The following is a 22,341-nucleotide window of genomic DNA, read 5'->3' on the forward strand; positions in this document are numbered from 1 at the left end:
CCTGGCCGCACTGGCAGTGCGCCGTCACGCATCGACGTACCTTTGGGGGCATGGCAACCGACAAGACCTCCCTGCCTGCCACCGAGGACGAGTGGCGGGTCCGCCTGAGCCCCGACGAGTTCCGGGTGCTGCGCGAGGGCGCCACCGAGCCCGCCTGGCACGGCGAATACGTCGACACCAAGACCGAGGGCATGTACGCGTGCCGCGCCTGCGGCGCCGAGCTCTACCCGAGCGACACGAAGTTCGACTCGCACTGCGGCTGGCCGTCGTTCGACGACGCCGTGCCGGGCGCGATCCGCGAGATCGAGGACCGCAGCCACGGCATGGTCCGCACCGAGATCCGCTGCGCCCGATGCGACAGCCACCTCGGCCACGTCTTCAAGGGCGAGATGATGACGGCCAAGAACACCCGGCACTGCGTGAACAGCCTGTCGATCAGGCTGGACCCGAAGTAGGCACCCGGGTCAGATCCTCCACCGTGTAACGCACGCCGGTGCCCGGCGCCTGCGCGTCGGCACCGGCGGTGACCCGCCACTCCGGACCCAGCCGCGGCGCGAACGTGTCGCCCTCGACGTCCAGATCGATGCGGGTACGCACGATGTGGCCGGCCGTCGGCAGGAACTCGGCGTAGATCGCGCCGCCGCCCATCACCCAGAACTCGTCGTGGACCTTGAGCAGGTCGTCGATCGAGCCGAAGACCTCCGCGCCGTCCGCGCTCCAGCCCGGCTGCCGGGTCAGCACCACGTTGCGGCGGCCGGGCAGCGGCCGGAACCGCTCCGGCAGCGAATCCCAGGTGGCGCGCCCCATCACGACGGTCGAGCCCATCGTGCGTTCCTTGAAGATCTTCTGCTCGCCGGGCAGGTGCCAGGGAATGCCGCCGCCCGCCCCGATCACCCCACCCCGGGCCTCGGCCCAGATCAGGTGCACTGTCATACCGCTACCGGGGCCCGCAGCGCCGGGTGGTGTTGGTAGCCCGCCACCGAGAAATGCTCGTAGGTGTAGTCGAACAGCGAATCCGCCGGTGCCAGCTCCAGCGTCGGGAACGGGTACGCGGGCCGGCTGAGCTGCTCGCGCACCTGCTCGACGTGGTTGGCGTAGATGTGGCAGTCGCCGCCGACCCAGATGAAGTCGCCGGGCACCAGGCCGACCTGGGCCGCGATCATCTGAGTCAGCAGCGCGTAGCTGGCGACGTTGAACGGGACGCCGAGGAACATGTCCGCGCTGCGCTGGTACAGCTGGCAGGAGAGCCGGCCGTCGGCGACGTAGAACTGGAACATCGCGTGGCACGGCGCGAGCGCCATCTCCGGCAGCTGGGACACGTTCCAGGCCGAGACGATCATGCGGCGCGAGTCCGGGTCCGCGCGCAGCGTGGCGAGCAGCTCGGCGATCTGGTCGACGTGGCCGCCGTCCGGCGTCGGCCACGAGCGCCACTGCCGGCCGTACACCGGGCCGAGGTCGCCGTTCTCGTCGGCCCACTCGTCCCAGATGGTCACACCCCGGTCGCGCAGCCACTGCGTGTTGCTGTCGCCGCGCAGGAACCAGAGCAGCTCGACCGCGACGGACTTGAAGTGCACCCGCTTGGTGGTGATCAGCGGGAAGCCCTGCGACAGGTCGTAGCGCAGGCGCTCGCCGAAGAGGCTGACCGTGCCGGTGCCGGTGCGGTCCGCCTTCGGGGTGCCGGTCTCGAGGACCCGGCGCAGCAGATCTTCGTACTGGGTGTCGGCCATGACCGCCACGCTAGCGCCTCGGCGCGCCCGGGGCGGTCGCCGCCCCCGGGCGTCGCGGGTCACAAAATCAGTGCGCCCAGGACTCGCTCATCGCCGAGATCTGCTGGTTGAGCTGCTGGAGGTCCCGGTTGGGCTCCTCGCCCTTCTGCTTGGCCGGGTCGACGGCCGTGAAGCCGAGCCGGCTGCCGAGCTCCTGCCACCGGGCGAACAGGATCGACTCGATCAGGACGCCCTTGACGTCCTCGTGGGCGGCCTCGAGCTCCGTCACCGCGGACTCGTACCGCTCCACCTTCTTCAGCAGGTCAGAACTATCGCGAGTGGTCATAGGGGCAGGCTACCCAGAAATGAACCTTATTCAGGTTGATATCCGGAAAGACCGGCATGCCCTTGATTCACCACGCTACAGGTCGAACTCGCCGTCCTTGGCGCCGCCGACGAACGCGTCCCATTCGGCCGGGGTGAAGAACAGCACGTCCCCGTCGGGATTGCGGGCGTCGCGCACGGCGACGCCGGCCTCGAGCAGGGCGACCTCGACGGCGGCGGCACCGGCCGCCCCGGACCCGGCGCTGCGGCGCCACACGGCGTTGGACAGGTCAGCCTCGAACTTCTGCACGCGCACAGTCTGCCAACCGGCGGCACCGGACGGAAGGGCCGTAACCGGTACGGGTACCGAGGTCAGAGAACCAGTTCGCTGCCGTTGGGCCCGACGGCGTCGGCGTGCTCGTCGTCCATCCAGATGCCGTCGCTGGCCAGGTAGCGGAAGCTGTAGCGGCCCGGGTCCAGCCGGACCGTGACCGTGCGGGTGCCGTCCCGGCGCACCTTGAGCTCGTGCAGCCCCGGCTCCCAGTCGTTGAACGTGCCGACCACGCTCACCGCGCCGGAGGGCGCGTCCTTGGGCAGGCAGAACGTCACCCGGGTCTTGTTGCCGAAGAGCTTGCTCCGCTTGATCATTTAACCCTCCCGACTCCGCGTCACCTCCTGTCCCAACCGACCGGAGGCGCGATGGGTGACGCATAAAATCCGATTCATGTACCCGGAGCCCCGCGAAGAGATCCGGGTGGCGTCGTTCCCCGATCTCGACACCACCACCCTGTACGCGATCCTCAAGCTGCGCGTCGACGTCTTCGTCGTGGAGCAGAAGTGCCCGTACCCGGAGCTGGACGGGCGCGACGCCGAGCCCGGCACCCGGCACGTGTGGCTGACCCTCGGCGACCGGATCCTCGCCTACCTGCGGATCCTCCACGACGGCGACACCGAGCGGATCGGCCGGGTGGTGACGGCGCCGGACGCCCGCCAGGGCGGCTACGCGAGCCGGCTCATCGAGCACGCGCTCACCGTGATCGGCGCCCGGCCCAGCACGCTGCACGCGCAGGCGCACCTGGCCGGCTTCTACGCCCGCTTCGGCTTCGTCGAGGCGGGCCCGGGCTTCCTGGAGGACGGCATCCCCCACGTACCGATGCGGCGCGGTCAGCCGGGGCGGACCAGTCCGGTGCGGTAGGCGACCACCACCAGCTGCGCGCGGTCGCGGGCGTCCGTCTTGGTCAGCAGGTGACTCACGTACGTGCGCACGGTCGCCGGGCTCAGGTGCAGCGCGGCGGCGATCTCGTCGTTGGAGCGGCCGCGCGCGACCTCGACCAGCACCTCGCGTTCGCGCTCGGTGAGGCCGGCCAGCGGGGCGCTCTGCGCGCCGCTCGGGCCGGCGCCGACCGCGGCGTCCATCACCCGCCGGGTCACCGCGGGCGACAGCAGGGCGTCGCCGGCCGCCACCAGCTTGACCGCCCGGCGCAGTTCGGCCGGGCCGCAGTCCTTGAGCAGGAAGCCCGCCGCGCCCGCCCGAATGGCGGAGAAGACGTGCTCGTCCGTGCCGTACGTGGTCAGCGCGACGACCCGCACCGCGGCGAGCGCCGGATCGGCCACGATCCGGCGGGTCGCCTCAAGGCCGTCGGTGCCCGGCATCCGCAGGTCCATCAGCACGACATCCGGCCGCTCGGCCGTCACCGTGGCGACCGCGCCGGCGCCGTCCGCGGCCTCGCCGACGACGGCCAGCTCGGGGTCGCGCTCCAGCAGCGCGCGCAGCCCGGCCCGGACGAGTTCCTGATCGTCGGCGATCACCACCCGGACGGTCACGCCACCGCCTCCGCGGGCAGGGTCGCGGTGACCTCGAAGGTGCCGTCCGGCGCCGGGCCGGCGCGCAGCGAGCCGCCGAGCAGGCCGACCCGTTCGCGCATGCCGCGCAGGCCGTAACCGTGCGGGCCGGCCGGGGCCGCCACGGTGTCGTTGACTATGCGCAGGCCGACCTCCGCCGGGCGGTAGGAGACGGTCAGCCGGACGGCGCGGCCGGGAGCGTGCCGGCGCGCGTTGGTCAGGGCCTCCTGCACCACCCGGTACGCGGTCGCGTCCACCACCATCGGCAGCGGCCGCTCCCGGCCCTCGACGGTCAGGTCGACCGGCGCGCCGTCGGTGAGGTCGCCGAGCCGGGCCAGCACCCCGAGCGGCGGTGACACGCCGTCGGCCTCGCTGCGCAGCGCCGCGAGCGTGCCACGCAGCTCCTGGGCCGCTCCCCCGCTCGCCTGCCGCACCCGGCCGATCGCCGTACGGGCCGCGGCCGGGTCGCCGTGGTCGAGCGCCTCCGCGGCCACGTCCGCGTGCAGCGTGACCGCCGAGACGGTGTGCGCGAGCACGTCGTGCAGGTCGCGGGCGAGCGCCAGCCGCTCGTGCTGGACCCGCCGCTCGGCCTCCTGCGCCAGCCGCGCACCCACCTCGGCCCGCCAGAGCCGCCGGGTGTGCACCCCGTCGCCGAGCACGATCACGGCGGCGATCACCGCAACGGTCGTGGGCAGTTCGTACGCGTACAGGTAGGCCGGATCCTCCCCGCCGAGGGTGCGCGCCACCGAGGAGATCACCACCAGGGCCGCCGCGGTGCCCACCGCCCAGCGCAGCCGGCCGGCCTCGGCGGCCGAGTAGAGCGCGGCCCCGACCGGCAACGCCAGCCCGATCGGGGGCAGCCCGAGCGCGTAGTAGCCGAGCAGCCCGATGCCGGACGCCACCAGCGCCAGCACCGGCTGCGACCGGCGGACCAACATCAGCGCGCCGAATCCGACCGCGAACAGATAGGCGACCGCCGGTGTCCCGTCGCCGCGCACGTTCGCGGTGACCGCGGCGCCGACCACGGCGACCGTGGCGACGCCGAGCCCGACGTCCGTCCAGCGCGCATGCGGACTCATGCTGGCAGGGTAGGTCGCGCTCACCGGCGGCGCCGGTCGATCAGCAAGCCGGCCACCGCGCCGAGCGCCGCGAGGAGCAGCGGCCCGAGGCCGACCACGAGCGCCGTGGCGGGCGGGACGTCCGGGCCGGCCAGCCGGACGACCGGCTCGGTAAGCACCACGCCGAGCAGCAGCCCGGCGAACATGCCGACGACGGCCACGCCGACCGTTCTCACTCCGGGACGGTCTCGGCCCGGCGGCGGCTCGTCGCCCGCAGGATCGCCCAGGCGACGGCGCCGAGCACGGCGCCCTGCAGCGCGTTGAAGATCAGCATCGCCGGGTAGCCCGGCAGCGGAATCGACTCGGCCGACTCCAGGAAGGGCTGCAGCGACAGGTTCAGCAGCATGGCGAACAGCGCGTAGGCCACCCCGGCGGCGGCCAGCGTGTGAATCGGCTTGGGCTCCCGGCGCACCACCACGACGGCGATCCAGACGATCGAGATGACGGCGGTGAGCAGCAGCGGCCCGAACGGCTTGCCGAGAAACCCGGAGTCATAGGCCCCCACGATGCTGAGCACCGGGCGGGCCAGGCCGATCAGTCCGAGCAGGGCAGCGAGTCGAAGATTCATACCGGAAACGGTAGGGACGCGAGCCGCCCGGCGAACCCGCTCGATGTTGACGATCGGAGTCAACATCGAGCGACCGCCGGCGGCGTTCGACCCCTACGGGAGCGAGGCGGTGATCTCGGTGATCGAGCGGCGGCGGCCGGTGTAGAACGGCACCTCCTCGCGGACGTGCCGGCGCGCCGTCGAGGCACGCAGGTCGCGCATCAGGTCGACGATGCGGTGCAGCTCGTCGGCCTCGAACGCCAGCATCCACTCGTAGTCGCCGAGCGCGAACGACGCGACGGTGTTGGCCCGCACGTCCGGGTAGCCGCGCGCCATCTTGCCGTGCTCGGCCAGCATGGCGCGCCGCTCCTCGTCCGGCAGCAGGTACCACTCGTAGGACCGGACGAACGGATAGACGCAGACGTACGGGCGCGCCTCCTCCCCGGCCAGGAAGGCGGGCAGGTGGCTCTTGTTGAACTCGGCGGGCCGGTGCAGCGCCATCTGCGACCAGACCGGCTCGAGGTGCCGGCCGAGCACGGTGCGGCGCAGCAGCCCGTACGCCTCCTGCAGCGCGTCCGGCGACTCCGAGTGCCACCAGACCAGCAGGTCGGCGTCGGCGCGCAGGCCGGACACGTCGTACGTGCCGCGCACCACGACGTCCTTGCCGAGCAGCTGCTCGAACAGCGCGTCGACCTCGCGCGCCAGGTCCTCGCGCAGCGCGGGAAGCGGCGACGCGGCCCGGAAGACGGACCACATCGTGTAGCGGATCGTCGCGTTCAACTCCTTGACCCGCGCCGCGTTGCTCTGCTGATCGGTCATCGCTCCTCCAGGTGTCTCGATACGTCATCTGCGGCGCTCTCGCCGCTGGCCACGCAGGCCGCGATGCCGACGCCGTCGTAGGCGGCGCCGGCCAGGGCCAGGCCGGGACGGTCGGCGAGCGCGGCCCGGGCCCGGGCGATCCGGTCCAGGTGGCCGGGCGCGTACTGCGGCAGCCCGCCGCCCCAGCGCTGCACCCAGGAGGCCACCGGCGCCGGCAGCCGGCCGCCGATCAGCGCGCCCAGCTCGGCGTGCGCGGTCGCGGTCAGCGCCGCGTCGTCGTGCTGCAGCCGGGCCTCCTCACCGGAGCGCCCGAGCGACGCCCGGACGATCACCGGGCCGCCCTCGCGGCGCAGGTGCGACCACTTGTGCGTGACGAACGTCGCCGCCTTGACCAGCGTGCCCTCGGTCGGCGGGACCAGGAACCCGGACAGGTCGGGCAGCGGCGTGCCGGGCGGCAGCGCGAACGCGACCAGGGCGACGCTCGCGTAGTCGAGCGCCTCGACGCCGGCGGCCGCGGCGAGATCGACGCCGGTGAGCAGCCGGGCGGCCGGGCGGGCGGGCACGGCCAGCACGACGGCGTCGACCTCCTCGATCCGCGGCGCCGGAGTCGGGCCGAGCAGCAGCCGCCAGCCGCGCGAGGTGCGGGTCAGCTCGCGTACCGGCAGGCCGAGGCAGATCCGGGCGCCCGCGGCGTCGGCCGCGGCGGCGACCAGGCGGCTCATGCCGCCGTCCACCGCGGCGAAGATCGGCCGGCCGGGCACGCGTACCGCGGCGTCCTGCGCGGCCCGGACCGCGCCGGCCAGGGTGTGCTCGGTGCGGGCCGCGTGTGCCAGCGCGGGCATGGTGGCGGCGAGTGAGAGCCGGTCGGCGCGGCCCGCGTAGACCCCGCCGAGCATCGGGTCGACGAGTCGGTCGGCGACCTCGTCGCCGTAGCGGGATCGGACCAGCGCGCCGACGGCGACGTCGGCGCCGGGCGCGAGCAGCGGGCCGCCCCGGTCCAGGTCGGCGCCGACCGCCGGCCGCGCGACCGGGCCGAGCGCGTGCACGTCACCGGGTACGCCGACGAGCGTCCCCTTGGGCAGCGGCTCGAGCCGGCCGCCGAGGGCCAGCGCCGCGGGAACGGCGGCCGGATGCACGAGGGCGTCGCCGAGGCCGACGGAGCGCGCGAGGCGAACCGCCGCGGACTCGCCGCCGTCCGCCCCGCCGACCAGGAACGCCTCGGCGCCCCGCTCGACGCGGGTGCCGGCGAGCTCACCGGTGCGCAGCTTGCCGCCGAGGGCGCCCGACTGCTCGTACACGATGATCTCGGTGTCGGCCGGCGCCCGCTCCCGGAGCCGCACGGCGGCGGCCAGCCCGGCGATACCCCCGCCGATCACAGCAACCCGCTTACGCACGGGCCGAGCCTAATCGCCCCGCCGCATGCGGCGGATCCACGGCCCGGAGGCAGTTGTCGATGTCACCCTTGGCCGTGGACGAGTTCAACTAGGCGGGTGAGGACCTCGGGGTCGGTCTCCGGCATCACGCCGTGCCCGAGGTTGAAGACGTGGCCCGGCGCCGCGCGGCCCTCGGCGACCACCCGCCGGGCCTCCCGCTCGACGACCTCCCAGGGCGCGAACAGGATCGCCGGGTCCAGGTTGCCCTGCACCGCCCGGTCGGGCCCGATGATCTTCGTGGCCCGGTCCAGCGGGGTGCGCCAGTCCACCCCGACCACGTCCGCGCCGGCCTCGCCCATCGCGCCGAGCAGGACCGCGGTGCCGACGCCGAAGTGGATCCGCGGAACGCCCGCGTCCTGCAGGCCGCTCAGCACCCGTGCCGAGTGCGGCAGGACGAACCGGCGGTAGTCGGCCTCGGACAGCGCGCCCGCCCACGAGTCGAAGAGCTGGATCGCGCTGACCCCGGCGTTCACCTGGACCCGCAGGAACGCCAGCGTGATGTCGGCCAGCCGCGAGCACAGCGTGTTCCACAGCTCCGGGTCGCCGTACATCATCGCCTTGGTCTTCAGGTAGGTCCGCGACGGCCCGCCCTCGATCAGGTAGCTGGCCAGCGTGAACGGCGCGCCGGCGAAGCCGATCAGCGGCACCGGGCCGAGCTCGGGCAGCAGCATCCGGACGGCCTCGTCGACGTAACCGACGGCGCCGGGCTCCAGGTCGCGGAGGCCGGCGACGTCCGCGGCCGTACGGATCGGCGGGGCGACCACCGGGCCGGTGCCGGCCACGATGTCCAGGTCGACGCCCGCGGCGGCCAGCGGGACCACGATGTCGCTGAACAGGATCGCGGCGTCGACGCCGTGCCGGCGTACCGGTTGCAGGGTGATCTCGGTGACCAGGTCGGGGCGGCGGCAGGATTCCAGCATCCCGACGCCCTCGCGGATCTTGCGGTACTCGGGCAGTGAACGGCCCGCCTGCCGCATGAACCAGACGGGCGGGTGCGGCACCGGCAGGCCGCGGCAGGCCCGGACGAACGCCGAATCGTGGAGAGACTTGGTCACTCGCCACATCGTGCCACGTGAGTGAACGGCGCCGTGCGGCGCGCCGCGTAACACCGGATCGGCGTGATCGGCATAGGCTTCCTCCATGGGGCCCACCTCCGCCGCACCCGAGGCGTTCACCCGCGCCGTCGCCGGGTTACGGGCCGCCGCGCCGCGCGAGGAGATCCTGCTCGAGGAGATCGCCGCGCCGCAGCGGCTGGCGCCGTACGGCTTCGCGCTGAGCGCGACCGTGCTGCGCGAGGGCGACGAGGTGGCGAGCGGCCGGCTGATCCTGCTGCACGACCCGGCCGGGCACGACGCCTGGCAGGGCAACCTGCGGCTGGTCACGCTGATCACGGCCGAGCTGGAGTCCGACATGGCCGGTGACCCGCTGCTGCCCGCGGTGGCCTGGACCTGGCTGACCGACGGGCTGGACCAGCACTCGGCGGTGTACACGGCGATCGGCGGGACCATCACCCAGACCACGTCGACCCGGTTCGGCGAGCTGGCCGGCCCGGCGCCGACCGCCGACCTGGAGATCCGCGCGTCGTGGACGCCGACCTCCGACGACCTGGGCGCGCACCTGCAGGGCTGGTGCGCGATGCTCGCCTCGACGGCGGGCCTGCCGCCCCCGGGCGTGACGGCCCTCAACAACCGCCAGCGCGCCGGGGCGAACTAACAGACCTTGAAGGCGTCGCAGGCCGTCTTGATCGGTACGGCGATGCCGATGCCCTCGGCGTCCCGGGCCTTGGCCGTGGCCAGCCCGATCACCTCGTCCTTGCTGTTGACCACCGGCCCGCCCGAGTTGCCGGGATTGATGGGCGCGTCGAACTGGATCGTCGGCCCGTCCGCGTCTCCGGGCCGGTACGCGCTGACCACGCCCGTGGTCACGGTGTCCTCGAGCCCGAGCGGCGCGCCGACGACCACCACCTGCTGGCCGGGCTTGACCGTCGCCGGCGCGGTGTCCAGTCCGGCGATCTTGCGGTTGGCCCGCAGCAGCGCCAGGTCGGCGCCCTTGTCGACCTTGATGATGGTCGCCGAGAGCTCGTCCTTGCCGCGCTCGAGGAAGACCTTGCGCCCGCCGGACTCCCACACCGACTCGACTACGTGGAAGTTCGTCAGCAGGTTCGCCTGCCCGTCCTTGGCCTTGTCGCCGACCGAGAACGCCGTACCGGTGAAGTTGCCGGCCCGGACCCGGAAGACGCTCGGCAGCACCGTCTGGGAGATGGCCTCGGGGTCGAAGACCCCGGCGAGCTGCTTCTCCAGCTGGTCGGCACGCTGGTTCTGCCGGTCGAGCGCGGTGGCGAGCTGTGCGGAACTGGCCGCCAGCCGGTTGTCGACCCGCTCGAGGCGCCACGTTTGCCAGCCGGCGACCAGCAGCAGGACGACGACCAGCAGAAACGTGGCCAGCCGGCCGCGGCCACGGCCGCCCCGCGCGGCCGGCTCAGAGGCAGGCTCGGCGACCACCGGGTAGGGCGCGGCGCCGACCAGGTGCGGCCCGACCCGCGCTGGGCGCGGGTGGCCGATCCGGGGCTCGGCGCGCGAGGCGGTGGCCCACTCACCCGAGGGGTGGTCGGGCAGGCTCAACAGCGGATCCCGCGGCGCGCGGCGCGGACGAGGCACCCCAAAAGGGTCGTATGCGGTCGTCATGCGGCGCGGGCCTCCCCAGATATCGACGCTCCGGCCGGTAGTACGGACGAAAAGGGGTCAGCGGACGGGCGCCGAACGGCTTTCTTGAAACAACCGGGTGGATTTCTGGAAACGGCCGAGTGGATCGAGCGCCGACGCGCCGGGACCCGGCTGCGCGCCAGGGGGGCGGTACCCCCGTACGGTTACGGAGTGACCGACGAAGCACCCCTGCGCCGTCGGGACGCGCCGGACCATGCAGGGGACGGACCGCACTCCGTGCCGACCGACCTGACGTCTGGCGGTCCCGAGCCCGAGCCTGCCCGCACATCCATCCCCCTCACGGCGCCCCGGGAGGGCACACCGCGGCCGGTGGAGACCGCCGCCGAACTCGCCGAGATCGTCGCCCGCATGGCGGCGGGATCGGGCCCGGTCGCCGTGGACGCCGAGCGCGCCTCCGGCTACCGGTACACCCAGCGGGCCTACCTGGTGCAGCTGCGCCGGGCCGGCAGCGGCACGGTCCTGATCGACCCGATGCCCCTGGACGACCTGCACACCCTGGACGAGGCGCTGGCCGACACCGAGTGGGTGCTGCACGCGGCGAGCCAGGACCTGGCCTGCCTCGCCGAGATCGGCATGAAGCCGAGGAAGCTCTTCGACACCGAACTTGCGGCGCGGCTCGCGGGCTTCGAACGGGTCGGCCTCGCGGCGCTCACCGAGCAGCTGCTGGGCTACTCGCTGGAGAAGCACCACTCGGCGGCGGACTGGTCGACCCGGCCCCTGCCGGAGTCCTGGCTGACCTACGCGGCGCTGGACGTCGAGCTGCTGACCGACCTGCGCGACCTGCTCGCGGCGGAGCTGGACCGGCAGGGCAAGTCGGCCTGGGCGGCCGAGGAGTTCGCGGCCCTGGTGGCGAGCGCGGACCGCCCGCCCCGCGCCCGCACCGACCCGTGGCGCCGCACCTCGGGCATCCACCGGGTCCGCGGCGCCCGCGCACAGTCGCGGGTCCGCGCGCTCTGGCACGCCCGCGACACGGTGGCGGCCCGCCGCGACTCGGCACCGGGCCGCGTCCTGCCGGACTCCGCCATCATCGCGGCGGCCGAGCTGGACCCGAAGGAGGAGCGCACCCTGCTCGGCCTGCCGGGCTTCGGCGGCCGCTCGGTGCGCCGCCTGGCCCGGGTCTGGCTGGACGCCCTGGACGGCGCGCGCGCCCTGTCCGACGACGAGCTGCCGGTGAACGTCCCGGTGGACGGCCCGCCGCCGCCGCACCGCTGGGCGGAGCGCGACCCGATCGCGGCGGCCCGGCTGCAGCGCTGCCGGCAGGTGGTGATCGGTACGGCGGAGGCGCACAACCTGCCGCCGGAGAACCTGATCAGCCCGGACTTCATCCGCCGGCTGGCCTGGTCACCGCCGCAGGAGGCGAACACCAAGACGGTGTCGGAGACGCTGAAGGAGTTCGGCGCCCGCGACTGGCAGGTGGGCCTGATCGCCGAGAAGATCGCCGAGGCGCTCCCGGAGCCCTCCGCCGACTGACGGCCCTCATCCACGGGACGACACCGCTCGGGTGCCGTCCCGTGGAAAAGTGTGAGCACAAGGACTCCGTACCCGACTGGGCAACCAAGTTACCGGCGAGTAGCATCAGAGTTCTCACTCCCTGGGTTCGCCTGCAAGGAGGCTTGTTGTGCCCCGAGTAAGCCGCGAGGTCGTCTTCGTTGACGGCGTACGCACCCCGTTCGGCAAGGCGGGCGGCATGTATGCCGAGACCCGCGCCGACGACCTGGTGATCCGCTGCATCCGAGAGCTGATGCGCCGCAATCCGCAGCTGCCGCCCGAGCGCGTGGACGAGGTCGCCATCGCGGCCACCACGCAGACCGGCGACCAGGGCCTGACCATCGGCCGGACCGCCGCGCTGCTGTCCGGCCTGCCCAAGACCGTGCCCGGCTACGCCATCGACCGGATGTGCGCCGGCGCCATGACCGCGGTGACCAACGTCGCCGGCGGCATCGCCATGGGCGCATACGACGTCGCCATCGCCGGCGGCGTCGAGCACATGGGCCGGCACCCGATGGGCGAGGGCGTCGACCCCAACCCGCGGATCCTGGCCGAGAAGCTGGTCGACCCGTCCGCGCTCGTGATGGGCTCCACCGCCGAGAACCTGCACGACCGCCTGCCGAACATCACCAAGGCGCGCGTCGACGCGTTCGGTCTCGCCTCGCAGGAGAAGACCGCGAAGGCGTACGCGAACGGCAAGCTGCAGCCCGACATGGTGCCCGTCGCCGTCCGCAACGCGGAGGAGGGCTGGGGCCTGGCCACCGTCGACGAGGCGCCGCGCGCCACGTCGCTGGAGAAGCTCGCCACCCTCAAGACGCCGTTCCGTCCGCACGGCCGGGTCACCGCGGGCAACGCGGCCGGCCTCAACGACGGCGCGACCGCCGCCATCCTCGCCGACGAGGACACCGCCCGCGAGCTGGGCCTGCCGGTCGCCATGCGGCTGGTCTCCTACGGCTTCGTCGGCGTCGAGCCGGAGATCATGGGCTACGGCCCGATCCCGTCGACCGAGAAGGCGCTGCGCCTCGCCGGCCTGACCATCGACGACATCGGCCTGTTCGAGCTGAACGAGGCCTTCGCCGTCCAGGTGCTCGCGTTCCTCGACCACTACGGCATCGCCGACGACGACCCGCGGGTCAACCCGTGGGGCGGCGCGATCGCCATCGGGCACCCGCTGGCCAGCTCCGGCGTCCGGCTCATGACCCAGCTGGCCCGGCACTTCGAGGAGCACCCCGAGGTCCGGTACGGCATCAACGCCATGTGCATCGGCATCGGCATGGGCGGCACGGTCATCTGGGAGAACCCCCACTGGGAAGGTGCGGACAAGTGACGGCTCTGCCTGACTACCCCAACGAGGTCGTGACCAAGGCGCTCGTACGCCTGGTCCGGGTGCCTGGGCTGGACAAGCCCGCCGCGATCATCACCCTCGACAACGGCCTGGACTACAAGAAGCCGAACAGCTTCGGCCCGGGCGGACTCCGCTCGCTCGACGAGGCCATCACCAAGGCCACCGAGGCCGACCCGGCGTTCATCGCGCTGACCGGCAAGCCGTACATCTTCTGCGTCGGCGCCGACATCACCGGCATGCCGTTCATCACCGAGCGGGAGCAGGCCGTCGCGCTCGGGGAGCTGGGCCACACGGTCTTCGCCCGCCTGAAGAACTCCGCCATCCCGACGTTCGCGTTCATCAACGGCGCGGCGCTCGGCGGCGGCCTCGAGTCCGCCCTGCACTGCCACTACCGCACCGTCTCCAGCGGCGCGGCGGCCCTCGGCCTGCCCGAGGTCGCGATCGGCCTGGTGCCCGGCTGGGGCGGCAGCCAGCTGCTGCCCAACCTCATCGGCCTGCCGGGCGCGGCGCAGGTCATCCTGCAGAACCCGCTCACCCAGAAGGTGCTCCGGCCGAAGCAGGCCGCCGAGCTGGGCCTCGCCGACGCGCTCTTCGAGGCGGCCGACTTCCTCGAGCACTCGCTCGAGTGGGCCGCCGGCGTCGTCAAGGGCGAGATCACGGTCACCCGCCCCGAGGTCGACAAGGACATGTGGGAGGGCGTGCTCTTCTTCGTCAAGCAGCAGCTCGACGAGAAGCTGCACGGCGCGGTCCCGTCGGCCAACAAGGCCCTCGAGCTGCTCGCCCTGGCCAAGGACGCGTCCTTCGAGGACGGCACGGCCGCCGAGACCGAGGCGCTCGCCGACCTGATCATGGGCGACGAGTCCCGCGCCAGCCTGTACGCGTTCGACCTGGTCCAGCGCCGCGCGAAGCGCCCGGTCGGCGTGCCGGACAAGTCGCTGGCCCGCAAGGTCACCAAGGTCGGCATCATCGGCGCCGGCCTGATGGCCTCCCAGCTCGCCCTCCTCTTCGCCCGCCGCCTGCAGGTGCCGGTCGTGCTGACCGACCTGGACCAGACCCGGGTCGACAAGGGCGTCGGCTACGTGCACGGCCAGATCGACAAGCTGGTCGGCAAGGGCCGGATGGACGAGGGCACCGCGGCCAAGCTGCGCGGCCTGGTCACCGGCTCGGTCGACAAGTCCGTCTTCGCCGACGCCGACTTCGTGATCGAGGCCGTCTTCGAGAACCTCGACCTCAAGAAGCAGATCTGGGCCGAGCTGGAGAAGATCGTCACTCCCGAGGCGATCCTGGCGACCAACACCTCGTCGCTGTCGGTGACCGAGATGGCCGCCGACCTCGAGCACCCCGAGCGGGTCGTCGGCTTCCACTTCTTCAACCCGGTCGCCGTGCTGCCGCTGCTCGAGATCATCAAGGGCGAGCGGACCGACGACGCGGCGCTGGCCACGGCGTTCGCGGTCGGCAAGGAGCTGCGCAAGTCCTCGGTGCTGGTCAAGGACGCCCCGGCGTTCGTGGTCAACCGGCTGCTGACCCGCTTCACCAGCGAGGTCTTCAACGCCATCGACGCCGGCACGCCGCTGTCGGTCGTCGACTCGGCGCTGGACCCGCTCGGCCTGCCGATGCGGCCGATCGCGCTGCTCCAGCTGGTCGGCCCCGCGGTGGCGTACCACGTGGGCGGCACGCTGCACGGCGCGTTCCCGGACCGCTTCGGCGACAGCCCCAACCTCAAGAAGATCGTCGACGCCGGCCTGCCCCTCATGGTCGACGACGAGATCAACCCCGAGGTGGTCAAGCTGGTCGAGGGCGGTTCCGCCCCGCTGACCGCCGAAGAGGTACGCACCAAGGCGCTCGAGGCGCTGGCGCAGGAGATCCGGCTGATGCTGGACGAGGGCGTCGTCGCCGAGGCGCAGGACATCGACCTGTGCATGATCCTCGGCGCCGGCTGGCCGTTCCACCTGGGCGGCGTCACGCCGTACCTGGACCGCAGCGGCACCTCGGAGCGGGTCACCGGCAAGCGGTTCCTGCCGCGAGGCGTGGCCGGCCTACCCGCCTGACGCTTTATCCCCACATCGTCCCCGCGTTGGTCCCGGCGCGGGGACGATGTTGTTTACGGCACTCATTTCGAAGAGTGACAGGTTAGCGACGCCATGAGTTGACCGGGGTCGGTAGGCTCCCGGCGGCCGACGTCCTTAGTTCTGGAGTTCCCATGTCACAGCCGCCGTACCAGCCGCCCGCCCCCGGTGAGCCGGGGCCCGAAGGGGGCTACCCGCCGCCGGCGGCGCCCGGCTACCCGCCGCCGCCCGCGCAGCCGTCGTACCCGCCGCCCGGCCAGGGTTCCTACCCGCCGCCGCCCGGCCAGGGTTCCTACCCGCCGCCTGGCCAGGGTTCCTACCCGCCGCCGCCCGACCAGGGCGCGTACCCGCCGCCCGGCGGCGGAGCTCCGGTCTACGGCACGCCCGTGGCCCCGGCCAAGAAGAAGTCGTCGGCGCTGAAGATCGTGCTCATCTCGATCGGCGTCGTCCTGCTGCTCTGCATCGGCGGCAGCGTCGCCATCTTCTTCGCCACCAAGGACAAGATCACAGAGGTCGTCGACGCCTCCAAGATCACCGTGGTCGAGCCGGAGACGCTCGGCGGCCGCGCCAAGACCACCGACCCCAGCCTGCAGAGCAGCGTCGAGGGCCTGGACGGCCAGATGGCCAAGATCCCTGGCGCCACCGGCTCGGTCGGCGCGGTCTACGGCGACCCGACGGAGCAGGACCTCGTCATGATCGTCGCGGCGTCCTCGCTCAACGGCTCCGCGCAGAGCCGCTTCGACGAGTTCACCTCCGGCCTCGGCCTGGGCGGCATCAACGTCAGCACCATGACCGACACCGACCCGGGCCCGCTCGGCGGCATCGCGAAGTGCGGCGACAGCGACACCGCCGGCGTACCGATGGCCGTCTGCGTCTGGTCCGACAACGGCAGCGTCGGCATGATCACGATGATGTTCAAGAAGAAGGCCGACCTCGAGAAGGAATTCGTCGCGATGCGCGGCGAGATCGAGCAGAAGAAGTGAACCGGGCCGCGAGCCCGCCGCCGTGAAACTCGGCCGCGGGCTCGCGGCACCTGGGATCCGCCTCACCTCGGACCCGCCTCACCTCGGCTCCGTCCGATGCAGACGCTAGGGTCGGTGCTACCGATCGAGTCGTCGTCGGAGACGGGCCAAGGGTTCGTCACACGCGTGACGAGATCGGATAACGGTGTCATGTCCGGCATCTCCGCACCGCCAAGGCGCGGGCCGGGCCCGGCGCAGTCCCTGCCGTTGCCCGATCGATGGAGCGTTGATGTCGCAGCCGCCGAACCAGCCGCACCCGGGCCCGCCCGAGCCCGAACAGCCCGGCGCCGCGGCCCGGCCGGACAATCCGCCGACCCAGCCCTATCCGAGCCAGACCGGCCTCCCCTATCAGGGCCGGCCGAACCCGGACGTGCCGTCCTCGGTCCCGCCGCAGCCCGGCTTCCCGCCTCAGCAACCGGACGCGCAGCCCACGGTGGCCCAGCCCGGCTACAGCCAGCCAGGCCATGCACAGCCGGGTTACCCACATCCCGAGGCGACACAGCTCGGGCAGCCGTATCCGGGCTATCCACAGCCTGAGCAGACACAGCCGGGCTATGCACAACCCGGCTACACACAGCCTGAGCAGACACAACCGGGCTATGCACAACCCGGCTACACACAGCCCGGCTTTGCGCAGCCCGGCCTTGCGCAGCCCGGCTTTGCGCAGCCTGGAAACACACAGGCCGGATACACGCAGCCCGGCTTCGCGCAGCCTGGGCAGGGGCAGCCCGGCTATCCGCCGGCGGCCTACCCTCCCCCGCCGAGGGCGAAGTCGAGGATGGTGCCGATCATCCTGATGTCGATCGCCGTCGTTCTGGTGCTCTGCGTCGGCGGCACCACGGTCCTCTACCTCATCGGCCGCAACGCCGCCAAGGACCCCGATGGCGCGCTGGCCACGCCGACGCCCACGGCGACCGCGACCACGGACCCACCCGCGATCACCGTGGTGGAGCCGAAGACGCTGGGCGGCCGCCCCAAGCTGACCGACCCGAAGTTCCTGGCCGCCGGCGAGCAGCTGCGCCAGGGCCCGGCCAACATCGAGGGCGCCACGCAGCGGGTCGGCGCCGTCTACGGCACCGTGGCCAAGCGGGACATCGTCGTCGTCGCGGCCGCCGCGGCCCCGCTCGAGGACCCGCAGCGGGAGTTCGACACCTCGTTCGACGAGCTGAAGCTGACCGGAGTCACCCTCGCCGACCCAGGCCGGCTCAGCGGCGTGGCCAGGTGCGGCAAGGGCGAGGCCGCCGGCCTCCGCATCGTCATGTGCGGCTGGGCCGACGAGGGCAGCATCGGCTGGGTGATCTGGTATTTCACGTCGCTGAGCAAGGCAAAGGGCGAATTCGCCGAAATCAGGGCAGAGGTCGAGAAGAAGTCAAACTGACACGCCGGAAGGCCGCGTTACACGTTCGCATCGCTCCCGACACGAACGCGACGCGGTCCGTGACGATCGCCTCAACGATGCCGTAACGAAACATCGAGCCGACAGGATGGTTCGCCGGATCCCCTCCGGGTTTCGATTCTCGGTTCGACTGGCAAAGGAGCGTCCGGTGCTACTCCCGCAACTTCGCCGTGTCCGCTGGGCCGTGCGAGCGACCCTCGTCCTGGGCGTCGCGGCCTCCGTGGTCGCGAACATCCTGCACGCACAGGACAACCCGATCAGCCAGGCCATCGCCGCCTGGCCGCCGCTCGCCCTGCTGCTCACGGTCGAGCTGATCTCGAGGGTCCCGGTACACCGCCGCTCACTGGCCTTCGCCCGGCTGCTCGCGACCGCGACGATCGCGGGCATCGCGGCCTGGGTCTCCTACTGGCACATGGCCGGCGTCGCCGCCCGCTACGGCGAGACGGGAGCATCGCCCTACCTGCTGCCGCTGTCGGTCGACGGGCTGATCGTGGTCGCGAGCATCTGCCTGGTCGAGCTGGGCGGCCGCATCTCGTCGCTGGAGAACGCCACGACGAAGGCGGCACCGGCCCTGACCCCGGTGCCGGCGATCGCCGCGACCGGCGGACCCGCGGGCGCCGGCGTCCGGCGCGACCGCGCCACGGCCGCCGCGCTGGCCGAGGTCGCCGCCGCCCTCCCCCGCACCGGCCTGCCCAAGACCCGGGGCGCCGAGGTGTCCGCCTTCGCGCCGACGCTCACCCGTCAGGCCGCCCGCGCCGCCGCTCCCGCGCCGGCGGTGAAGGCGGCAACGGCGGGCGCCAAGGGCCGGGCACCGGCGAAGGGCACCGCCAAGCCCGCCGCCCCGAGGACCCGCCGGACCCCCGCCGACACCGTCAAGACCGCGGTGGAGATCAAGTCCCGCCGCCCGGACATCACCGACGCGGAGCTGGCGGCGGAGCTGGGCATCAGCGTCTCGCGCTGGCGCACGATCCGCCGCGAGGCGGGCCACGGCGACGACCTCCGCCTGGCAGCCTAGCCTCAGGCGGCCTCGCCTCAGGCGGCCTCGCCTCAGGCGGCCTCGCCTCAGGCGGCCTCGCCTCAGCTCGGGGCGATGCCAAGTCCCTTGGCGCGGGGCACGGTAGCGGTGGCCGCCACCACCGGTGTCTTGTCCGCCGCCGGCAGGCTGACCGTGACCTCCAGGCCGCCGCCCTCCTGCGCCACGGCAGACACCGTGCCGCCGTGCGCGTCGCAGACCGCCCGCACGATCGACAGCCCGAGCCCCGACCCGCGCGATCCGGTCCGCTCCCAGCCGCCGCGGCGGAACGGCTCGAACAGCCCCGGCACGTCGCCCGGATCGACCTCGTAGCCGGTGTTGCCCACCACCAGCCGGGCCTGACCGTCCACGTTCTCCGTGCGCAGCCAGAGCCGGCCCATCAGGTGGTTGTAGCGGATCGCGTTCTCGATCAGGTTGCCGGCCAGCCGGTCCAGCAGGCTCGGGTCGCCGACCACCGGCGCCGCCCGCAGGTCCGTGGTCACCTCGAGCTTCATCCGCTCGGCCTCGGCCTTGACCGCCGACAGCGCGTTGTAGACGCTGGTCGCCAGGTCGGCCGGCACCTTGCGGACCAGCCGCCGGCCGGACTGCGCCTCGCTGCGCGCCAGCACCAGCAGCGCGTCGACCAGGCCGTTCGCGCGTTCGGAGGCGTTGCGCACGACCTTGGCCATGCGGCGGTACTCGGCCACGTCGGCCTCGTCGTCGGTCAACGTCACGTCGATCTCGGTGCGCATCACCGCCAGCGGCGTGCGCAGCTCGTGCGACGCGTTCGCCACGAAGCGCTTCTGCGACTCGAACGCACCGGCCAGCCGGTCCAGCATCGCGTCGAACGTGCCGGCCAGCTCCGCGACCTCGTCGTCCGCGCCGGAGTAGCGGATGCGCTGGTCCAGCGTCTCCTCGCCGAGGCGCTGCGCGGTCGCCGTGACGAAGTGCAGCGGGCGCAGCGCCCGGCCGGCCACCGCGTACGCGCCGGCGATGCCGATCAGGCCGATGGCGAAGAGCGCGATCAGGCCCTTGACCAGCAGCTCCTGCGAGGCGCGGTCGACCAGCTGGCTCTGCCAGGTGAGCGCGTCGAGCCGGGTGCCGTCGGTGAGCACCACCTGGGTGCCCGCCTGCAGCTCGTCGGCCGGGTGCAGGGCGTCGCCGACCAGGAGCCAGGCCAGCAGCACCAGGATCGCGCCCGCGCCGACCAGCAGGATGCCGTTGAGCAGGGTGAGCCGCAGCCGCAGCGTCGGCCGCAGCCGCAGCCGCTCGCGCCGGCTCGCGTAGACGGTCACGCCCCGCCGCCGGCGGGCATCACGACGACCGGTTCGGGCACGCGGTAGCCGGCGCCGACCACCGTCTCGATCAGCGGCGGGTCGCCCATCTTCTTGCGCAGCGTCATCACCGTCACCCGGACCGTCGTCGTGAACGGGTCGGTGTTGGCGTCCCAGACCCGCTCGAGCAGCTCCTCGCTGGACACCACGCCGCCGCGGGCCTTGAGCAGCTCCTCGAGGACGCCGAACTCCTTGTTGGTCAGGTCGATCGGCGCGCCGCCGCGGGTCACCACCCGGCGGGCCTGGTCCAGGATCAGGTCGCCGACCGTGAGCACCGGCGGCGCCGCCGGGGTGGCCCGCCGGCCGAGGGCCTGCACCCGGGCCACCAGCTCCTCGAACGCGAACGGCTTCGGCAGGTAGTCGTCGGCGCCGAGCTGCAGTCCCTCGACGCGCTCGGCGACGGTGACGCTGGCCGTCAGCATCAGCACCCGGGTCAGCGCGCCGGAGGCGACCAGCGCCGCGCAGATCTCGTCGCCGTGCATGCCCGGCAGGTCCCGGTCCAGCACGACCACGTCGTAGCGCGTCACGTACGCCATCTCGTGGCCGGTCAGGCCGTCGTACGCGACGTCGACCGCCATCCCCTTGCGGCGCAGCCCCCGCGCGATCGCGTCGCAGAGGTTCCGCTCGTCTTCCACCACCAGCACGCGCACCCGCGGTCCTCCGAAGTCAAAGTCAGTTCGCCGCCAAGCCTCCCCGCCAGTGTGTGAAGAGGCCGTAAGTGCAGGCTACCGGTCGGTCACGACTGAGCCTTTTTCAACGTGGCCCGGGCGGCAACTCCCGGCGGCGGCCACCGGCACGGTTACCTCTGGCCCAAGGCCAGGTTGAAAATTGCTCATTCGGTAAGGGGCCAGACCGCGACGGAGGCGTCGATGCGCCGGCAGACGAGCACGTCGGCGGTGGGCTGGCAGTCGCCGGAGACGAAGGTGGCCGAGCCCAGCACCCGGACGGCCAGCGTCGCCGGGTTCAGCAGCGCGTAGAAGACCACGTCGTCGCCGAGCCGCTGGCGCAGGCCGACGACGGTGCCGTCGGCCCGGACCGCCCCGGCCGAGCGCCACTCGCCGAAGTCGCCGTGCAGCAGGCCGGTGTCCGGCTTGACGACCGCGAGCGGGTACCGCCCCTCCAGCCCACCGTCGCCGTTGACCAGCAGGTATCCGCCGGCCGGCTCGGCCGAGGTCCAGTGGTCCGCCGCCCAGCGCACCCGGCCGGTGACCGGGTCGAGCACCTGCACCCCGCCGCGGTACCCGAACACGCAGACCGCGACGCAGTCCTGCACCCAGCGGCCGGACAGCTCGATGCCGTTGTGCCAGCGCGGGCTCAGGTCGGCCAGCGCGTACGCGGTGATCCCGCCCAGGCCGCCGACCAGCACGAGGTCGCCGGCGGGCCAGACGCTGACGCCGCGCCGCGCCCACCGGGCCGGCGCGGGCACGTCGACCGCGGAGACCAGTGCGCCGGTGACCGTGTCGCGCACCTCGAGGTGCCCGGCCGCGGTGGCGGTGATGAGCCGGTGCGGGAAGCCGGCGAGGTACCCGGCCTCGGTCGTGTAGCCCTGCGCCGGCTGCTCGAACGTCCATCGCGGGCGCCCGGTGACCAGGTCGACGCCGTACCAGTTGAGGTCGCCGGGGTGCGGGCGGTTCTGCCGCAGCAGGGCCAGACCGTTCCGCGGGGAGACGCTGAGCAGCCGGGCCGGCGCCCGCCAGAGCGCCCGGTCGGTCCCGGCCGCCAGCGCGACGGTGGCCTCCGCGCCGACGGTGTCGGCCTGGTACGAGACCAGGACTGTGTCCCCCGTCGACGTGACCTGCACGACGGCGCCGGTGACGGCGACGGTGGTGCGGGAGAGCAACCGGCCGGCGGGCAGCGCGTAGCTGCTGACGATCTTGTGTTGCACGGCGGCGTCGCGAGGGCCGGTGCCGGAGCTGACCACGTACAGGCGGTCCGGCTCGACGAACATGTTGTCGCCGAGCCGGGCGGGCACGATCACCGGCCGGGCGGGTGCCGAGTGCGAGACCGCCCCGGTGAGAGTGATCAACAGCGCGGCGGTGAGTGCGACGAGGAGTGCCCGGTGGCGGTGCGCCGGGCGGCGGCCGGGCTCGGCGACGTCCGGCAGCCGCCCGTGCTGCTCACCCAGGTCGATCAGGACGTCACCCACGCCGTCATTGTGCGCCGGGA

General features: G+C 72.9%; 25 protein-coding genes. 9 read left to right on the forward strand and 16 right to left on the reverse strand.

Going from position 1 to position 22,341, the window contains the following annotated elements; all coding sequences use genetic code 11:
• Positions 1–50 precede the first annotated feature (50 nt).
• Positions 51–455, forward strand: a complete 405-nt coding sequence (msrB, locus tag ACIBSW_RS00530; RefSeq protein WP_354722200.1) for a peptide-methionine (R)-S-oxide reductase MsrB — start codon at positions 51–53, stop codon at positions 453–455.
• On the opposite strand, the gene ACIBSW_RS00535 is transcribed toward msrB, so the two are convergent.
• The 5 genes from ACIBSW_RS00535 to ACIBSW_RS00555 all read right to left on the reverse strand — a co-directional run bounded on the left by ACIBSW_RS00535 (position 436) and on the right by ACIBSW_RS00555 (position 2,678).
• Positions 436–933, reverse strand: a complete 498-nt coding sequence (locus ACIBSW_RS00535) for a dihydrofolate reductase (protein ID WP_354722201.1) — start codon at positions 931–933, stop codon at positions 436–438. The genes msrB and ACIBSW_RS00535 overlap by 20 nt on opposite strands.
• Positions 930–1,727, reverse strand: a complete 798-nt coding sequence (locus ACIBSW_RS00540; RefSeq protein ID WP_354722202.1) for a thymidylate synthase — start codon at positions 1,725–1,727, stop codon at positions 930–932. The genes ACIBSW_RS00535 and ACIBSW_RS00540 overlap by 4 nt, the downstream gene beginning before the upstream one ends.
• 67 nt (positions 1,728–1,794) lie before the next feature.
• On the reverse strand, positions 1,795–2,052 hold the full coding sequence (locus ACIBSW_RS00545) for a hypothetical protein (RefSeq protein WP_354722203.1): 258 nt from the start codon (positions 2,050–2,052) through the stop codon (positions 1,795–1,797).
• Positions 2,053–2,127: 75 nt separating this feature from the next.
• Positions 2,128–2,340, reverse strand: coding sequence for a DUF397 domain-containing protein (locus tag ACIBSW_RS00550; RefSeq protein WP_354722204.1), 213 nt, complete (start codon positions 2,338–2,340; stop codon positions 2,128–2,130).
• Positions 2,341–2,402: 62 nt separating this feature from the next.
• Positions 2,403–2,678, reverse strand: coding sequence for an isoamylase early set domain-containing protein (locus ACIBSW_RS00555; protein WP_354722205.1), 276 nt, complete (start codon positions 2,676–2,678; stop codon positions 2,403–2,405).
• A 76-nt stretch (positions 2,679–2,754) separates the two neighbouring features.
• Here ACIBSW_RS00555 and ACIBSW_RS00560 point away from each other — a divergent pair, with 76 nt between their 5' ends.
• On the forward strand, positions 2,755–3,225 hold the full coding sequence (locus ACIBSW_RS00560; RefSeq protein WP_354722206.1) for a GNAT family N-acetyltransferase: 471 nt from the start codon (positions 2,755–2,757) through the stop codon (positions 3,223–3,225).
• On the opposite strand, the gene ACIBSW_RS00565 is transcribed toward ACIBSW_RS00560, so the two are convergent.
• From ACIBSW_RS00565 to hemE, 7 genes are all read right to left on the reverse strand, one after another.
• Positions 3,195–3,854, reverse strand: a complete 660-nt coding sequence (locus ACIBSW_RS00565; protein WP_354722207.1) for a response regulator transcription factor — start codon at positions 3,852–3,854, stop codon at positions 3,195–3,197. The genes ACIBSW_RS00560 and ACIBSW_RS00565 overlap by 31 nt on opposite strands.
• Complete coding sequence (locus ACIBSW_RS00570; RefSeq protein WP_354722208.1) at positions 3,851–4,951, reverse strand: histidine kinase; 1,101 nt, start codon at positions 4,949–4,951, stop codon at positions 3,851–3,853. Before ACIBSW_RS00570 ends, ACIBSW_RS00565 begins: the two co-directional genes overlap by 4 nt.
• 20 nt (positions 4,952–4,971) lie before the next feature.
• Entirely contained in the window at positions 4,972–5,166 is a 195-nt protein-coding gene (locus tag ACIBSW_RS00575) for a DUF5957 family protein (protein WP_354722209.1), read from the reverse strand.
• Positions 5,163–5,558, reverse strand: a complete 396-nt coding sequence (locus ACIBSW_RS00580; protein ID WP_354722210.1) for a hypothetical protein — start codon at positions 5,556–5,558, stop codon at positions 5,163–5,165. The genes ACIBSW_RS00575 and ACIBSW_RS00580 overlap by 4 nt, the downstream gene beginning before the upstream one ends.
• 93 nt (positions 5,559–5,651) lie before the next feature.
• Positions 5,652–6,356 carry a hydrogen peroxide-dependent heme synthase gene (gene hemQ, locus ACIBSW_RS00585; RefSeq protein WP_354722211.1) on the reverse strand — a complete coding sequence of 235 codons (705 nt, stop codon included), beginning with the start codon at positions 6,354–6,356 and terminating at the stop codon, positions 5,652–5,654.
• Positions 6,353–7,750 (reverse strand): FAD-dependent oxidoreductase, encoded by a 1,398-nt coding sequence (locus tag ACIBSW_RS00590; RefSeq protein WP_354722212.1) that lies wholly within the window; start codon positions 7,748–7,750, stop codon positions 6,353–6,355. The genes hemQ and ACIBSW_RS00590 overlap by 4 nt, the downstream gene beginning before the upstream one ends.
• Positions 7,751–7,812: 62 nt before the next feature.
• Positions 7,813–8,844, reverse strand: coding sequence for a uroporphyrinogen decarboxylase (gene hemE / locus ACIBSW_RS00595; protein WP_354722213.1), 1,032 nt, complete (start codon positions 8,842–8,844; stop codon positions 7,813–7,815).
• An 85-nt stretch (positions 8,845–8,929) separates the two neighbouring features.
• Here hemE and ACIBSW_RS00600 point away from each other — a divergent pair, with 85 nt between their 5' ends.
• Complete coding sequence (locus ACIBSW_RS00600; protein ID WP_354722214.1) at positions 8,930–9,502, forward strand: DUF3000 domain-containing protein; 573 nt, start codon at positions 8,930–8,932, stop codon at positions 9,500–9,502.
• On the opposite strand, the gene ACIBSW_RS00605 is transcribed toward ACIBSW_RS00600, so the two are convergent.
• Entirely contained in the window at positions 9,499–10,446 is a 948-nt protein-coding gene (locus ACIBSW_RS00605; RefSeq protein ID WP_354722215.1) for a S1C family serine protease, read from the reverse strand. The two genes, ACIBSW_RS00600 and ACIBSW_RS00605, sit on opposite strands and share 4 nt — an antisense overlap.
• A 216-nt stretch (positions 10,447–10,662) precedes the next feature.
• Here ACIBSW_RS00605 and ACIBSW_RS00610 point away from each other — a divergent pair, with 216 nt between their 5' ends.
• The 6 genes from ACIBSW_RS00610 (at position 10,663) to ACIBSW_RS00635 (ending at position 18,844) form a co-directional block, all read left to right on the forward strand.
• Entirely contained in the window at positions 10,663–11,982 is a 1,320-nt protein-coding gene (locus tag ACIBSW_RS00610) for a ribonuclease D (protein ID WP_354722216.1), read from the forward strand.
• 148 nt (positions 11,983–12,130) lie between these two features.
• The gene (locus tag ACIBSW_RS00615; protein WP_354722217.1) at positions 12,131–13,327 is read left to right on the forward strand and encodes a thiolase family protein; all 1,197 of its coding nucleotides are present in this window, start codon (positions 12,131–12,133) and stop codon (positions 13,325–13,327) included.
• 5 nt (positions 13,328–13,332) lie between these two features.
• Positions 13,333–15,393 carry a 3-hydroxyacyl-CoA dehydrogenase NAD-binding domain-containing protein gene (locus ACIBSW_RS00620; RefSeq protein ID WP_354722241.1) on the forward strand — a complete coding sequence of 687 codons (2,061 nt, stop codon included), beginning with the start codon at positions 13,333–13,335 and terminating at the stop codon, positions 15,391–15,393.
• Positions 15,394–15,545: 152 nt separating this feature from the next.
• Positions 15,546–16,394 (forward strand): hypothetical protein, encoded by an 849-nt coding sequence (locus ACIBSW_RS00625; protein WP_354722218.1) that lies wholly within the window; start codon positions 15,546–15,548, stop codon positions 16,392–16,394.
• Positions 16,395–16,662: 268 nt separating this feature from the next.
• Complete coding sequence (locus ACIBSW_RS00630; RefSeq protein WP_404799182.1) at positions 16,663–17,811, forward strand: hypothetical protein; 1,149 nt, start codon at positions 16,663–16,665, stop codon at positions 17,809–17,811.
• A 166-nt stretch (positions 17,812–17,977) separates the two neighbouring features.
• A complete protein-coding gene (locus tag ACIBSW_RS00635) occupies positions 17,978–18,844 on the forward strand; it encodes a DUF2637 domain-containing protein (RefSeq protein WP_354722220.1) in 867 nt (288 codons plus the stop codon).
• Between the two features lie 62 nt (positions 18,845–18,906).
• Here the strand turns inward: ACIBSW_RS00635 and ACIBSW_RS00640 are convergent, their stop codons facing one another.
• The 3 genes from ACIBSW_RS00640 to ACIBSW_RS00650 form a co-directional block, all read right to left on the reverse strand.
• Positions 18,907–20,136 carry a HAMP domain-containing sensor histidine kinase gene (locus ACIBSW_RS00640; protein ID WP_354722221.1) on the reverse strand — a complete coding sequence of 410 codons (1,230 nt, stop codon included), beginning with the start codon at positions 20,134–20,136 and terminating at the stop codon, positions 18,907–18,909.
• Positions 20,133–20,825 carry a response regulator transcription factor gene (locus ACIBSW_RS00645; protein ID WP_184990404.1) on the reverse strand — a complete coding sequence of 231 codons (693 nt, stop codon included), beginning with the start codon at positions 20,823–20,825 and terminating at the stop codon, positions 20,133–20,135. The genes ACIBSW_RS00640 and ACIBSW_RS00645 overlap by 4 nt, the downstream gene beginning before the upstream one ends.
• A gap of 182 nt (positions 20,826–21,007) precedes the next feature.
• A complete protein-coding gene (locus ACIBSW_RS00650) occupies positions 21,008–22,321 on the reverse strand; it encodes a hypothetical protein (protein WP_354722222.1) in 1,314 nt (437 codons plus the stop codon).
• Positions 22,322–22,341: the final 20 nt, after the last annotated feature.

Source organism: Actinoplanes sp. NPDC049668 (assembly GCF_044465445.1).
Classification (GTDB): Bacteria; Actinomycetota; Actinomycetes; order Mycobacteriales; family Micromonosporaceae; genus Actinoplanes.